This window comes from Tardiphaga sp. P4_G1 (assembly GCF_056401215.1).
In genome coordinates, this window is sequence record NZ_JBFUJU010000010.1 from 216439 (window position 1) to 230349 (window position 13911).

11 protein-coding genes are annotated in these 13911 nt (G+C 63.0%); 7 read left to right on the top strand and 4 right to left on the bottom strand.

The window, feature by feature from the left end; translation table 11 throughout:
• Positions 1-454 precede the first annotated feature (454 nt).
• The 4 genes from AC1DUY_RS23690 (at position 455) to AC1DUY_RS23705 (ending at position 3186) form a co-directional block, all read left to right on the top strand.
• Positions 455-787, top strand: a complete 333-nt coding sequence (locus tag AC1DUY_RS23690) for a PepSY domain-containing protein (protein WP_068729486.1) — start codon at positions 455-457, stop codon at positions 785-787.
• A 78-nt stretch (positions 788-865) separates the two neighbouring features.
• The gene (locus tag AC1DUY_RS23695; protein WP_478117534.1) at positions 866-1093 is read left to right on the top strand and encodes a hypothetical protein; all 228 of its coding nucleotides are present in this window, start codon (positions 866-868) and stop codon (positions 1091-1093) included.
• A 156-nt stretch (positions 1094-1249) separates the two neighbouring features.
• Positions 1250-2029: a hypothetical protein gene (locus AC1DUY_RS23700; RefSeq protein WP_478117536.1), complete on the top strand. Its 780-nt coding sequence runs from the start codon at positions 1250-1252 to the stop codon at positions 2027-2029.
• On the top strand, positions 2026-3186 hold the full coding sequence (locus AC1DUY_RS23705; RefSeq protein ID WP_478117538.1) for a hypothetical protein: 1161 nt from the start codon (positions 2026-2028) through the stop codon (positions 3184-3186). The genes AC1DUY_RS23700 and AC1DUY_RS23705 overlap by 4 nt, the downstream gene beginning before the upstream one ends.
• A gap of 65 nt (positions 3187-3251) precedes the next feature.
• Here AC1DUY_RS23705 and AC1DUY_RS23710 read toward each other — a convergent pair whose 3' ends face one another.
• Both AC1DUY_RS23710 and AC1DUY_RS23715 read right to left on the bottom strand, forming a co-directional pair.
• A complete protein-coding gene (locus AC1DUY_RS23710) occupies positions 3252-3884 on the bottom strand; it encodes an HAD-IA family hydrolase (protein ID WP_478117540.1) in 633 nt (210 codons plus the stop codon).
• 330 nt (positions 3885-4214) lie between these two features.
• Positions 4215-5141, bottom strand: a complete 927-nt coding sequence (locus AC1DUY_RS23715) for an AraC family transcriptional regulator (protein ID WP_309942327.1) — start codon at positions 5139-5141, stop codon at positions 4215-4217.
• A 349-nt stretch (positions 5142-5490) separates the two neighbouring features.
• Between AC1DUY_RS23715 and AC1DUY_RS23720 the strand changes: the two genes are divergently transcribed.
• The 3 genes from AC1DUY_RS23720 to AC1DUY_RS23730 all read left to right on the top strand — a co-directional run bounded on the left by AC1DUY_RS23720 (position 5491) and on the right by AC1DUY_RS23730 (position 10826).
• The gene (locus AC1DUY_RS23720) at positions 5491-6240 is read left to right on the top strand and encodes an SDR family NAD(P)-dependent oxidoreductase (RefSeq protein ID WP_478117543.1); all 750 of its coding nucleotides are present in this window, start codon (positions 5491-5493) and stop codon (positions 6238-6240) included.
• A gap of 240 nt (positions 6241-6480) precedes the next feature.
• Positions 6481-7971: a diguanylate cyclase gene (locus tag AC1DUY_RS23725; RefSeq protein ID WP_478117545.1), complete on the top strand. Its 1491-nt coding sequence runs from the start codon at positions 6481-6483 to the stop codon at positions 7969-7971.
• 125 nt (positions 7972-8096) lie between these two features.
• Positions 8097-10826 carry a bifunctional diguanylate cyclase/phosphodiesterase gene (locus tag AC1DUY_RS23730; protein WP_478117547.1) on the top strand — a complete coding sequence of 910 codons (2730 nt, stop codon included), beginning with the start codon at positions 8097-8099 and terminating at the stop codon, positions 10824-10826.
• Between the two features lie 68 nt (positions 10827-10894).
• Here AC1DUY_RS23730 and AC1DUY_RS23735 read toward each other — a convergent pair whose 3' ends face one another.
• The gene (locus AC1DUY_RS23735; protein WP_478117549.1) at positions 10895-11947 is read right to left on the bottom strand and encodes an esterase-like activity of phytase family protein; all 1053 of its coding nucleotides are present in this window, start codon (positions 11945-11947) and stop codon (positions 10895-10897) included.
• A 50-nt stretch (positions 11948-11997) separates the two neighbouring features.
• Positions 11998-13899 carry a cobaltochelatase subunit CobT gene (gene cobT / locus AC1DUY_RS23740; protein WP_093758161.1) on the bottom strand — a complete coding sequence of 634 codons (1902 nt, stop codon included), beginning with the start codon at positions 13897-13899 and terminating at the stop codon, positions 11998-12000.
• Between the last annotated feature and the right edge of the window lie 12 nt (positions 13900-13911).

Here is a 13911-nt window from a genome sequence, read left to right on the forward strand (position 1 = left end):
CATCTCAGCGGAATAAAAATCCTGACAGTCTCTATATCGCGCTGAAGGATGCGCCCGGCGGCCGGGAGCCGGGAAATCGTCGCAGGGTTGGTGGTCGATCTCGACGCCAACGGCGATGTGGTGGGCTTCGCTATCGATCAGGCATCCGGCAAGCGCGACCTCACGCGAATCGAGACGTTCGCGCTGCCAGCGGTGAGCGCAGCAGAGTAAGCGCAAGGCCCCTCACCCGCGGACGTTGCGGTTTTTCACCAACGCTTTGCCAGCTTTCTTTGTCATCACTGACCTCGACCAAAAATCTCATTCGTGAGAGTGCTGATGTGCTGCTGCCAGTATAGCGAATCACCGCTTTTCCCGCACCAAATCGCCTCATTTCCTCCGGGAACGCAGTGCAGCGTGCACCGTTCTTAACCCGGTTGCGCCGCATGCGGCGCGTGGGACAGATGAGGAGATTTCGATGCAACAGATTTTGAAGAAGGCCGTATTTTCGAAGGCCTTGCTTCCGCTGGCACTGGCGGGCGCGATTGGCGTCGCGGCGCCGGCCTTCGCCGCCGATGTCTATATGCGCCAGCCCGCGCCGCGCGCGGCCGTGGTGGTGCCATCCGGCCCGCTGACGCTGCAGGATGCGCTGGCGATCGCGTCGGGGATCGGCGTGGTGACGGTGCAGAACACCCATTTCGATGACAACGAATGGGAGATCGAGGGCCGCGATCAATACGGCAAGTGGATCCAGGTCGACATCGATGCGCGCACCGGCGAGGTGCGGCATGTGGACCGGTCGATTATCTGATCGGGTGGGAAGTGAGCAAGCGGCGCGCGATGAGCGCGCCGTTTGTTTTTGTGTAAGCGCTTGTGAGTGCGACGCCGGATGACGGCGACCACCGATGCGTCTGGTCTCATTCCAGATGACGCGATGCCCGATGGCGCGACGATCACCACCACGGCGTCGTCACGCTTCATCCGGATGGGCGGACGCGGCGAGCCTCGCGCACATCGTCAATTCTCCTGCGATACATCTGGACTCATCAACTACGACGTGTATTCTTGCCTGGCCGGGATCGATGATTTTTTTAACCGGCGGGGCATTTCCATTTAGCTTTGTGGCACGACAAACCATTTTTCTCATCAGATCTGCCTGTCTTGATATCTGCCTGCCTTGAGATCGACCTCCTTGCACGCAGCCTGTCTGACGCTGGTGGCCCTCCCACAGAGTTCGATCGAGTCCCTCGCCATCCAAGGGGGGTATGGATATATGGTCGATTTTATCAGGGGCGGGACACGCATTTACGCAGCACCTGCGGCAACCGCAGCAGGCAATCTCAGATCTTCCAACGCCGCGCCAGCGGCCAGCGCACCTGCAGACAATTATCTGTCTGCGCTCCTCAAGCTGATCCCGACGGAAATCGTCGCCATCTATCTCGCGGCCAAGGCGGCCTGGGTCACGAATAACGCACTCCTCTACTGGTTTGGCCTGTGCCTGCTCGCATGCATTTGCCTTCGCGCATATTCCAGCATGCCCCGCGACAGCACCGAACCGGCGAAGCCACAATGGGCCAGCGTCCTCGTATCGTCGATCGCGTTTGTGCTTTGGGCGTGTGCCATGGGCCCACCGTCCCCGCTCGGCGCCTATGGCCTGCCGGAATGGGCCGCCGGAGGCATCGCAGGTCTTTTCGGAATTCTGGCACCGTTTCTGATTCCCGGTGACAAGCAGGCCGGGGGCAAGCTGGCAGAGGGCGCGCTGGCAGATCGCACGCTGGTAAGCGACACGTCTCTCAAGCCACTTGGGCGACTTCGATTCGACACCCTCCGCCCACGCGCCACTGCTCGCCAAACGAACAGGGGAATACTTCACGACATCTTTGACGGCGACTACCCTGACGACACCGGCCTCGACGCCCTTGGATATGGTGGTGAAGCGAATTCCGTTCTGGCCGCGAACATTATCGAGCATGGCGTCAATGTGAGCCCCGCAGCCATTCTGGTCTGCGGCGACATCGCCTGCGTTCTCAAAGAGATGGAGCGCGTGCGATGACCTGTTCGCGGCAGATATCCGCCCTCGCACTATGCGCCTCTGTCATGCTCGGTTGCGAGGCGCACGCAGGCGCACTGACGGCCCATGAGCAGGAGGTCATCGACGGCATCATCGCGAGAGGCGACGGCGACAAACTTGCCGAAGCGCAAAACAAGATCGCGGCGGCAACAAGAACAAAACGACGGGCGGCCAACCGGACCAGTCCGGCGGCCGCAACGCCAGCGGTCGCCGTACCCATCCAGTCGGTCGCCTATCTGGACGATATGGGAACGCTGGTCAGAAAGCGGGAGAAATCAACGAATGCCTTGATCGAACACAGTAAATGTCCCGGCCTGACGTTTCTTCTGCGGCGGGACTGGAAAGACATCGGCTTTCTGGATTGTCCCATGAGTGTCGACAAGGCGACAGGCGCGGAAATCGCGTTCGCCGGCGATCGTGCGAACCATAACCAGATCTGGGCGATCAACGGCACCGCCGCGCTCTCCTACTCGTCGGTGCACGATTCCGTCGCCTGGTGGGATCCAAGCGCGAAAAGCCTTGCCACCTATGTCACGGTCAATCGGGCCTTCAACTCGGCGTCCGAATTCGCGGACTCCAATGTCGACAAGCTGGCCTATGGCGTTGCCGCCGAAATTGGCTATCTCGTCCCCGATGGCGGACACTTCTTCCGTCTTCGCGGAGGCGGCGTCGAGAACAACATCAAACAAACGTCGTCGGCGGCTGTGACGCTCGAATATCTCCCGACGTCGCTCCAGCTCTACTTTCAGAGGCCGATACCGCATCCGCTGGGTCTGCCAGTCATCCTGCGCTTCGATCCCGAAATTCTGCTGCAGTACAATCAGACCACCGGGAAGGGCCAGTTGCTCGATTTCAACAATATGACCCGGGCGCTACGCATTGGCCCCCAGGTCACCGCGCATCTTTTCCCCGATCCGCTCGAGAAAGGCTTTCTGGGCAGGATGAGCGCTTCGTTCAGCTATCACTGGGCGCACGAAACCTATTCGCGCACCGAGCTCTCATGGCTGGACGCCACGCTGAAATACAATATCGACGATGCCGGCCATCTCGCCCTCGCGCTCACTTATCAACGAGGCAATGACGAAGACACCGGGACATTCGCCAATATCTACCGCATCGGACTGACCGGCAAAATCTGACAACTGCCGGCGTGCTTCCTCTTCCGCGAATGGCAGAGGGAGCACGGCCGCCGGCGCGTGCGGCCCTACGTCAGCTTCAATCCCGTCGCGGCTTCCAGCTCTGCGATCGCCTGCGCGGCTGATGTCACCTTGATGGTGGTCATGCCGAGTTCGCGGGCGGGCTTGAGGTTGACGCCGAGGTCGTCGAGATAGACGCAATGTTTCGGATCGACCGACAGTTTGTCGGTCATCATCGTGTAGATGCGCGGATCGGGTTTGCGCAGGCCGATCTTGGCGGATTCGATGACGTGATCGAACAGCACCATCACCTCGGCCACATAGAGCGCGCGGCCGTCGGTGGAGCCCATCGCATTGGCCGGCAGGTTGTTGGTGATGCAGCCGGTCTTGAACGTCTGCTTGATACGGAGCAGCGCCTCGACCATGTCGGGACGGATCTCGCCTTTCAGCAGCTTGACCACATCGCGGCCGGGCACTTCGGCGCCGAGCGCTTTGGACTCGGCGGCGAACAGCGCGTCGAAGGTGGCGAGATCGATTTCGGCGCGCTCGAATTTCGCCCAGGCATTCTCGAAATGGTTGTCCGCATTGGTGCGGCGGATGATGTCCTTCGGCAGGCCATGGCTCTGCTCGTAATGCGCAAAGGCCTCGAAGGGCGAGGAGGTGATCACCCCGCCGAAATCAAAGATCACCGCAGAGATCATGTTCTTCCCTTTTGTTACCCGGCCGCTTTTATGAATCGACCACGCCGCCTCACACTCCGACGTCATACGCGGGCTTGACCCGCGTATCCATCTTCGTCTGCGCTCGCGGCTTAAGGTGGATTGCCGGGTCATCTAGCGAAGCTCGCTTCGCGCTGCCCGGCAATGACGTGGGGAGAGGACGGAGCGTGGCTGGGCGAACTCCGAGCGTGCGGAAAGTCCCCCTCTCCCGGCGCTACGCGCCACCCTCTCCCGCCTAGCGAAGCTTCGCTTCGCCTGGGGGAGAGGGGAAGAAAAGAGCGTAGGTGTCCGTAAAAAGTCAGGGTGACACCGTCACCCCGCGACGCGGGCCTCGCCTCCGAGCACCGGACCGCGCGCATTGCCGACGTCGCGGATCGGGGGCTGGCCGTAGAGCCGGGCATATTCCCTGGAGAATTGCGACGGGCTCTGATAGCCGACCGCATAGCCGGCGCTGCCGACATCGAGACGCTCCACCAGCATCAGGCGGCGCGCCTCATGCAAACGAAGCTGCTTCTGATACTGCATCGGCGTCATCGCGGTGACGGTCTTGAAATTGTGATGCAGCGAGGACTCGCTCATGCCAACGCGGTCGGCGAGATCCTCGATGCGGAGCGGGCTGGCATAATTGCTGCGCAGCCAGGAAATGGCCTTGGCGACCTTATTGCTCGGGCTCTCGGCCAGCGCGATCTGCCGCAGACGCGCGCCGTAAGGACCGACCAGCAGGCGATACAGCACCTCCTGTTCCAGGAGCGGCGCCATCACCGGAATGTCCTGCGGACGGTCGAGCAGGCGCAGCAGCCGCAGCGTGGCGTCGAGCAGATCGGCGGAGGCCTTGGCGACGACCACGCCGCGCTCGGGGAGCTGCGGATGCGCGGGCGCATCGGCATGACCGTTGCCGAACCGGCCGAGCACCTCCTTTAACAGTTGCGGATCGATGGCAAAGCCCATGCCGAGATGCGGCTGCGCTTCCGAGGCCTCGACGATGCAGGACGACATCGGCAGATCGAGCGACACCAGCACATAGTCGCCGGCGGCATAGGTATAGGTCTCGGTGCCCAGTTGCAGCCGCTTGGCGCCCTGCGCCACGAGGCCGAAACACGGCCACTGCGCGGTATGCACGAGCTGGGTCGGCTCGGTCTGCCGCTTCAGATAGAGGCTGGCGAGGCCGGTCGGATGGTCGCTGCCATTGGCGGCGTAACGGGCAATGATATCGGCAATCTCACGAATCGTCTCGGTCACACGCAAACCCCTCAAGCGGCAGGCCTTTTATGCCGAAGTGTATCTAGGTGCAGTGCCGTGGCGGGGAAATGGCTGCGCCATCACTTTTGCAGGATCGTGCAAAACAGATGCAGGATCGCGCTAACGCCGACGCGGCTGCATTTGCGATAACAGCACCAGCCACAGAGCAGATCGGCGAGCCGCCCGCGGGCCTCGGATCTGCCAGGCCATACGGGTATCGGGTCGAACTCCCCGCCTTGCGCGTCCAGACTGTTGTCGGGGCGCGATCACGCCCGGATCGATTCCGCCTCAAAATCTACGCACACGACTGACGATCAAGACAGACATCATCCAGATCCAAGGACATGCCATGACAAGACTGGCAGGAAAAGTTGCGCTCGTGACCGGCGCCGCGGACGGCATCGGCGCGGGCATTGCGCGGCGCTTCGGCGCGGAAGGCGCGGCGGTGATCGTGCATCACGCGGACGATCCCCGCGGCGCGGCGCGCGTGGTCGCCGAAATCGTGTGGCGCGGCGGCCGCGCCATCGCCGTGCAGGGCGACATCGCCCGCTGGCCGGACGTGCGGCGGCTCTATGAGGAAATCGCGGCGACCTTCGGCCGGCTCGATATTCTCGTCAATAACGGCGCCCTCGCGCGCAGCGAGGTGGCGGACGTGGTGTCCGAGGACGAGTTGCACCGGCAGCGCGAGCTGAAGGTGTTCGGCGCCATGCTGCTGTGCCAGGAGGCGGTGCGGATGTTCGGCGTCGCCGGCGGCAGCATCGTCAATCTCACCGCGCTCGATGGCATTCCGACAGCGCCCGCATCACTGCCGGACCCCGGCGCCGACGCCGCCATCGATGCCATGACCCGCGGGTTGTCCCGCGCCTATGGCACGCGCAACGTCCGGGTCAGCACCATCGCGCCCGGGATGCTCGGCCCGGAGGAACCCGCCGCCATCGACGTGCTCGACGGCAGCGTGCGGAACCGGCAGTTCATCGCTTTGCCCGCTGCGCGCAACCATACAACCGAAGGCATCGCCGACATCGCCGTGGCGCTGACCTGCGACGACAACGCGTATCGTTCCGGCCGCGACATCATGGTGGTCGGCGCCATGCGGTGATGCGGGAACCCGCTTTCCAGGTTCCTCCCGACGTTTATGGGCGTGCCTGCGCGGCACGCCCATATTTCTTTTTGCGCATTCGCCGACCAAAGCGTCTCGATTTCTTTCACATCCTATTAACCGCCCGTCACAAAACGGCGAAACGAAACTGTTGATCACCGCGTAGCTGTCAAAGAATTACCGGTTCTGATGCTATGCGTCGGTGATTGTAACGCAGTCCTTTTTGATCGACGAAAGCCAATGCTGGCCCGTAATACATCCGAGACGACCCGCCGGATCTCCCCGCGCTGGCTGCTGGCCGCTGCGGCGATTGTCGTTGTCGGATTCACAGTCATCTGCGGCAGCGTGCTGATGAGTATGCGGCGCGGCGACGAGAAGCTGGCGCACCAGACGCTCGGCAACCTCGCCTCCAGCATCGATGCCGATGTCGCCCGCAATGTGGAACTCTACGACCTCTCGCTGCGCAATGTGGTCGGCAACATGACCGAGCCGGAACTGGTCGAGATCTCACGGCCGATGCGGCAACTGATCCTGTTCGACCACGCCGCCACCGCGCGCCACTTCGGCGCCATCCAGGTCACGGACGTCGCCGGCAACGTGACGCTGGATTCGTCGACGCTGGATCCGAAGCCGCAGAATTTCGCCGATGAGGAATTCTTCAAGGTCCACAAGCGCGATCCGCTGTTCGGCCTCTATATCTCCAAGCCGATGCTGCATCAGGGCAGTTACGGCATCGTGCTGAGCCGCCGCATCGCGGCGCGCGACGGAACTTTTCTGGGCATCGTCGCCGGCTTCATCCGCTACACGTATTTCCACGAGATGGTCGATCGGCTGCAGCTCGAACCCAACGACGTCATCACGGTGCTGCGGCAGGATGGCGTCATCGTCATGCGCGCGCCGTTCGACATGGACGTGATCGGCCGTGACGTCAGCAAAATGCGCGGCGTGCAGAAGGCCCTGGCCTATTTCTCCGGCTCTTATGTGGGGCGCGCCTCCAATGACGATATCGAGCGGTTGTTCGTCTGGCGTGAAGGCGCACATCCGCTGATCGTGATGGTGGGGCGATCCACCGACGTGATCTTCGGCCAATGGCGCAAGGAAGCGCTGCAGATCGGCGGCGCCATGGCCGCGCTCGGCCTGATCGCCTGCGCGCTGATGCTGATCCTGGCGCGCGAGATGGGCAAGCGCGGCGAGATGGAAGACAGGATGGCGCGCCTCGCCATGACCGACGGCCTCACCGGCCTCGCCAACCGACGTCATTTCGATGTGGTGCTGGAAAAGGAATGGCAGCGCGCCCAGCGCGCCCGCGCACCGATCTCGCTGCTGATGATCGACGCCGACCACTTCAAGGTGTTCAACGACAGTTTCGGCCATCAGGCCGGCGACCTCGTTCTGTGCGGGATCGCCTGGAGCATCGCCCGGCATGCCAAACGCGCCAGCGATTGCGCCGCGCGCTATGGCGGCGAGGAATTCGCGCTGATCCTGCCGGGCCTCTCTCTGGTCGACGCCATCGAACTCGGCGAACGGATCCGCGTCGAGGTGGGCCATCTCGAGCGCGACGGCATGACCACGACGACGATCAGCGTCGGTGCTGCGTGTCTCGTGCCGTCATCGCTGACCACGTCGAACGACCTGATCAGCAATGCCGACAGTGCGCTCTATGCCGCAAAAGCGCACGGTCGCAACCAGACATGGCCGGTCGCACCGCAGCAGAAAAGCCTTGCGGCGTAAGCAGATACCATTTGTACGGTTGTAATTAACCCGCGGTTCACCTGACTTCCTAACGCGTCTTCCACCCTTGCTCGGGTATTCCTATGCACGAGGGGTAGGAATTCATGCGGCTGCTGGGGAGGCGAATGACGAACGACGTGCGCGTTTCAGCGCCGGGCGCCGCCGAGCATGGCGATGGGCGCTCAACGACACGCCGCGCGCCGGTGCGCTGGCTCGTGCTCGTTGGCGCCGTGCTGATCGTCACCATTGCCGCCGGCACGGCGATGACCGTGAACAATTTCCGTCAGCGCACCATCGACAATTCCAACCGCGAACTTGAAAACACCGTGCTGCTGCTCAGCCGGCATTTCGATCAGCAATTCCAGGATCTCCAGCGCATCCAGAAGAGCCTCACGGCTCATCTTCTCGCCAATGGCGTGATGTCGGTGCACAGCTTTGCCAGCAGCATGTCGAGCTACGAATCCCACATGATGCTGAAGTCGAAGCTGGATGATGAATTCGCCAACGACATCACCGTACTCGACGCCGAAGGCCGTCTGGTCAACTGGACAGGAGCGTGGCCCGGACCGGATCTGGTGCTGGCCGACCGTGAATATTTCCAGAAACTCAAATCGCAAGACCTCACTTTTGACGACGAGATCGTACAGCCGGTCCTGAGCCGCATCACTGGCAAGTGGAAGACGCTGTTTGCACGCCGTATTCTCGGCCCGAAGGGCGAGTTCTTCGGCGTCGTGACACGCAGCGTCGAGCCCCATCAGTTCGAGAAGTTCTTTGCCTCCGTCACGCTCGGCGAGAACGCGACCATTGCGATGTTCCACCGCGATGGCACCTTGCTGGCGCGCTACCCGCAGACCCCCTCCTCGATCGGCAAGGTTTTCAATAGCGGCCCGCTGCTGCAGCATCTGCGCTTCAGCGACGCGCCCGCAACCATCCGCACCGTCAGCCCCATCGACAATATCGATCGGCTCGGCTCGATCCGCCTGCTGCAAAACTTTCCGGTCGCGCTGGTCGCAACCACGACGGTCGAGGGCACACTGGCCAACTGGCGCGACCAGACCAAATTTCTCGTGATCCTCGCGTCACTGTCGGCCCTGATCCTGGCTGGCCTGCTTTATCTGATGATCCGTCACATCCAGCGGCAGAGCCGTGCAGCGCAGTTGCAGATGACGCTGGAGAAGAACCGCCTCGACACCGCCATCAACAACATGACGCAAGGCCTGCTGCTGTTCGATGCGCAGGCACGCGTGGTGGTGTGCAATCAGCGCTATCTCGACATGTACGGTCTATCGCGCGAGGTCATCACACCCGGCCGTCCGTTCCGTGACGTGATCGCGCATCGCAAGGAAACGGGCTCCTTCGCTGGCAGCGTTGACGCCTATGTGGCGGAAGTGTTGCCCGACGTCGGGCGGTCGCACATCCAGATCATGCAGACCGTCGATGGCCGCACCATCCAGATTTCGTCGCGGCCGGTGGCCGATGGCGGCTGGGTTGCGACCCATGAAGACATCACCGAGCGGCGCAATGCCGAGGAGAAGATCGCGCATCTTGCGCATTACGATGCGCTGACCGACCTGCCGAACCGCACGCTGTTCCGCAACGAGCTCGAACGCGAATTGAAGCGCGTCGCGCGCGGCGCGCAATGCGCGGTGCTCTATATCGACATCGACGAATTCAAGGGTATCAACGACTCACTCGGCCATCCCGTCGGCGACGAACTGCTCAAGGGCATCGCGCTACGGCTGCGCGGCTGCGTGCGCGGCTCCGACGTGGTGGCGCGGCTCGGCGGCGACGAATTCGCCATCGTGCAGACTGGCGTCGAGAGCCATTCCGACATCACAGATCTTGTCGGCCGCATCTATAATGCGATCCGGCAGCCATTCGATTGTCTCGGCCACAGCCTGCTCACCGACGCGTCGATCGGCATCGCGCTGGCGCCGCGCGACGGCGCAGACCTCGATACGCTGCTGAAGAACGCCGACCTTGCGATGTATGGCGCCAAAGCCGACGGCCGCCGCACGTTCCGTTTCTTCGAGCCCGAAATGGATGCGCGGGTGCAGGCCCGTCGCTCGCTGGAGCTTGAACTACGTCACGCCGCCGGCGATGGCGGCTTCGCTAAAGGCGGTTTCGAAGTCTATTATCAACCGCTGCTGACGCTGCGCGACGACACCATCGTGGGCTGCGAGGCTTTGTTGCGCTGGCGTCATCCCGAACGCGGCATGATCTCCCCGGCCGAGTTCATTCCGGTCGCCGAAGATATCGGCATCATCAATGAGCTCGGCGAATGGGTGATGAACACCGCCTGCGCCGAGGCTGCCAACTGGCCCGACGACATCCGGGTGGCGGTCAATGTCTCGCCGGTTCAATTCCGCTGCGCGTCACTGGCGCTGAAGGTGACCGCCGCCCTCGCCGCGTCCGGACTGCCGGCGCGGCGGCTGGAGCTCGAAATCACCGAGGCCGTGCTGATCCGCGACGACGAGACCGCACTGGAAATCCTGCACGGGCTGCGCGAGATCGGCGTGCGCATTGCGCTGGACGATTTCGGCACCGGCTATTCCAGCCTGAGCTATCTGCAGCGCTTCCCGTTCGACAAGATCAAGATCGATCGTTGCTTCGTGACCGATATCGCCGATGCACAGGGGTCATCCTCCATCGTGCAGGCCGTGGTCAACATCGCCAGTTCGCGCAACATGACGACAACGGCCGAAGGCGTCGAAACGCCCCGGCAGAAGGAGCTGCTGCGCGCGCTCGGCTGCACCGAGATGCAGGGCTATCTGTTCAGCCCCGCCAGACCCGCAGCAGAATTGCGGGATCTGTTGATCGCGCATCAGGCCAAGCAGTCCGAGGCTGCGGCCTGATCGCCCATAGCGTTTTCGAGCGAAGTGGATGCCGGTTCGCATTAAGAAAACGCGTCAGAACCAAGACTCTATTCCAGCAGCGTGAACTGCATCAGCAGGGTTCGCTGCAGCATCGAGAAATTATCGTCCGAGATCAGCGTCAGCACCGTGTCGCCCTCCGGCGTCACATGGACATCGAGCCCTTCGAAATTGTCAATCTCGTAGCCGAGATCCGCATCGAAGATGGTGGGACCGTCGATGACGGCGTCCGGTACGATCGATGCGAGGGGGATGCGGCGGATGCGGACGCCGGTGTCGCCGAACAGCGAGAACTTGCGTTCGAGCAACAGCAGATCGCCGGATGGCAGCAGCGCCGCATCGCTGATGTCGTAGTTTTTGGTGCGGCGAACCGAGAAGTTCGCCGGCGCCTTGCCGCCGATGATCCAGGCCGCGATGTTGCCGGCGCTGTCGAGCCCGCGCTCCGAGATCGCCAGCAGCATGCCGGCCAGCGGCGAAGACTTGAACCTGTCCTTGCGCACCATCACCAGCGCTTCGAGACTGCCGTTGCTGGGCAGCTTGCGCATGCCCGGTGGCTGCGGGATCGGTTCGCCCCGGGCGCGCACGCCATCGCGGCCGAAGTCGAATTTCAGGATCTGATGCACGCGTTCGAGGCCGATATAGACCGTCGGCCCGTCCACCGCGATGGACTCGGTATCGTACCAGCCGCGCGCCGTGATCGGCCTGCCGTCGGCGCCCAGCATCGGCGCCGCCTCGACATCGACAATGCCGACCATGGTATCGCCGCTATAGGCGATCTTGCCGGTGAACCAGTTGCCCTTGTCGCTGATGGCGATGAAACCCTCACCCTTGTCATCCAGGCGAAGACCGGAGATGCCGCCGAAGTCCTTGTAGCGCGACGTCAGGACCAGTCCGCTGCGATATTGCAGCGACCCGAACCTTGTATGCGCGCGGTCGCGCGTATCGAAAGCCGGGATCGGCCGCGCTTCGATCTCGATCGACACCGGCGCACGCGCCGATGGCGTTGCCGGCACCGGCACGGGCTGCGCACGGGCACGCGACGGCAGCGCGGCTGCTGAAGCCGCGACTGCAAGAAAATGACGACGGGTGAGATGAGCGGTCAAGCGATGGACCTGGAGGATGGGTAGAGCAAAGCAAAACCCATCCTATAAGCCTAATGCGTTCTGCGTCGCCGACCGTGGGTCGGTGCCGGCCCTGCCGTTTCGCTGAACAATTCCGCCAGCTTCTCGGTGATGGCGCCGCCGAGTTCTTCTGCGTCGACGATGGTCACGGCGCGGCGATAGTAGCGCGTCACGTCATGGCCGATGCCGATAGCGATCAGTTCAACCGGCGAGCGGGTCTCGATCTCTTCGATGATGTGGCGCAGATGCCGCTCCAGATAGTTGCCGGGATTGACCGACAACGTGCTGTCGTCCACCGGCGCGCCGTCAGAGATCATCATCAGGATCTTGCGCTGCTCGGGACGACCGAGCAGGCGCTTGTGCGCCCAGTCGAGCGCCTCGCCGTCGATGTTCTCCTTGAGCAGACCTTCGCGCATCATCAGACCCAAGTTTTTGCGCGCCCGGCGCCACGGCGCATCCGCCGACTTGTAGATGATGTGGCGGAGATCGTTGAGGCGGCCGGGATTGGCCGGCTTGCCGGCGCCGAGCCACGCCTCACGCGACTGCCCGCCCTTCCAGGCACGCGTCGTGAAGCCGAGAATCTCGACCTTGACGCCGCAGCGCTCCAGCGTCCGCGCGAGAATATCGGCGCAGGTCGCAGCCACGGTGATTGGGCGCCCGCGCATCGAACCGGAATTGTCCAGCAGCAGCGTCACCACCGTATCACGGAAGGTCGCTTCCTTCTCATGCATGAAGGACAGCGGATGATGCGGGTCCGTCACCACGCGCGACAGGCGCGCGGGGTCGAGGATGCCTTCTTCAAGGTCGAAGTCCCAGGCGCGATTCTGCTGCGCCATCAACTTGCGCTGCAGGCGGTTGGCGAGGCGCGCGACCACGCCCTGCAGATGCGCGAGCTGTTTGTCGAGATAGGAGCGCAGCCGCTCGAGCTCATCGTGATCGCAGAGGTCTTCAGCCGCGATGACTTCGTCGAATTTCGGCGCGAAGGCGTGATATTCTGGACCGCGCGGCTCGTTCGCGCCGCGCGAATTCGGACGCGTAGCTTCGCCGGGCGTTTCGTCGTCGCCCATCTCGCCGTCTTCGTCGAACGTGTCCGATGCGGAGGCCTGCGCGCTCTCCATCGAACTGTCGGACATTTCGTCGGACGACTGCTGCGCCTGATCGGCGCTCATTTCCTGCGAGGCGTCGCTCTCCGGTGAGCCTTCGGCACCGGCCTGATCGTTTTCGCCCTGGCGCTCGTCGTCCTCGCTCTCCTCGTCATCCGGCTCGGCATTGCGATCGTCGCCGAGCTCCAGCGCCGACAGCAGGTCATGCACGGCATCGCCGAACTTGGCCTGGTTCTCCGCGAACCGATCGAGCTGGTCGAGGCGATCGCTGATCTTGTCTTCGAGGACCGGCCGCCAGAGGTCGACCATCTTCTTCGCGGCGGCCGGCGGCGCCATGCCGGTCAGGCGCTCGCGCACCAGCATCGCCAGCGCATCGGCCAGCGGCGCATCGGCGCGGTCGGTGATTTCGTCGAACTTGCCGCGATGGAAATGATCGTCGAGCATCGCCGTGAGGTTCTTGGCCACGCCGGCCATGCGGCGCGACCCGAGCGCTTCCACGCGGGCCTGTTCGACGGCTTCGAACACGCCGCGCGCCTGCGGATTACCCGGCATCAGCTTGCGGTGAACCTTGGGATCGTGACAGGCGAGTTTGAGTGCGATCGAATCCGCGTGGCCGCGCACGATGGCGGCGTCGCGCTTGCTCATTTTTCGCGCGGGTTCAGGAAGACGGGCTTTGCCCGGTGAGAGACCCGGCCGCTCGGCCGCGAAGGTCACTTCAAGCTCCGGCGCTTTGGCGATGGCGCGCAAACACGACGTCACCGCGCGCTTGAACGGCTCGGTCGGCGCTTCCTTGGAGCCGGGGCGGAATTTGTTGGTGGTCGTCGTGCTCATCGCAGCCTTTGC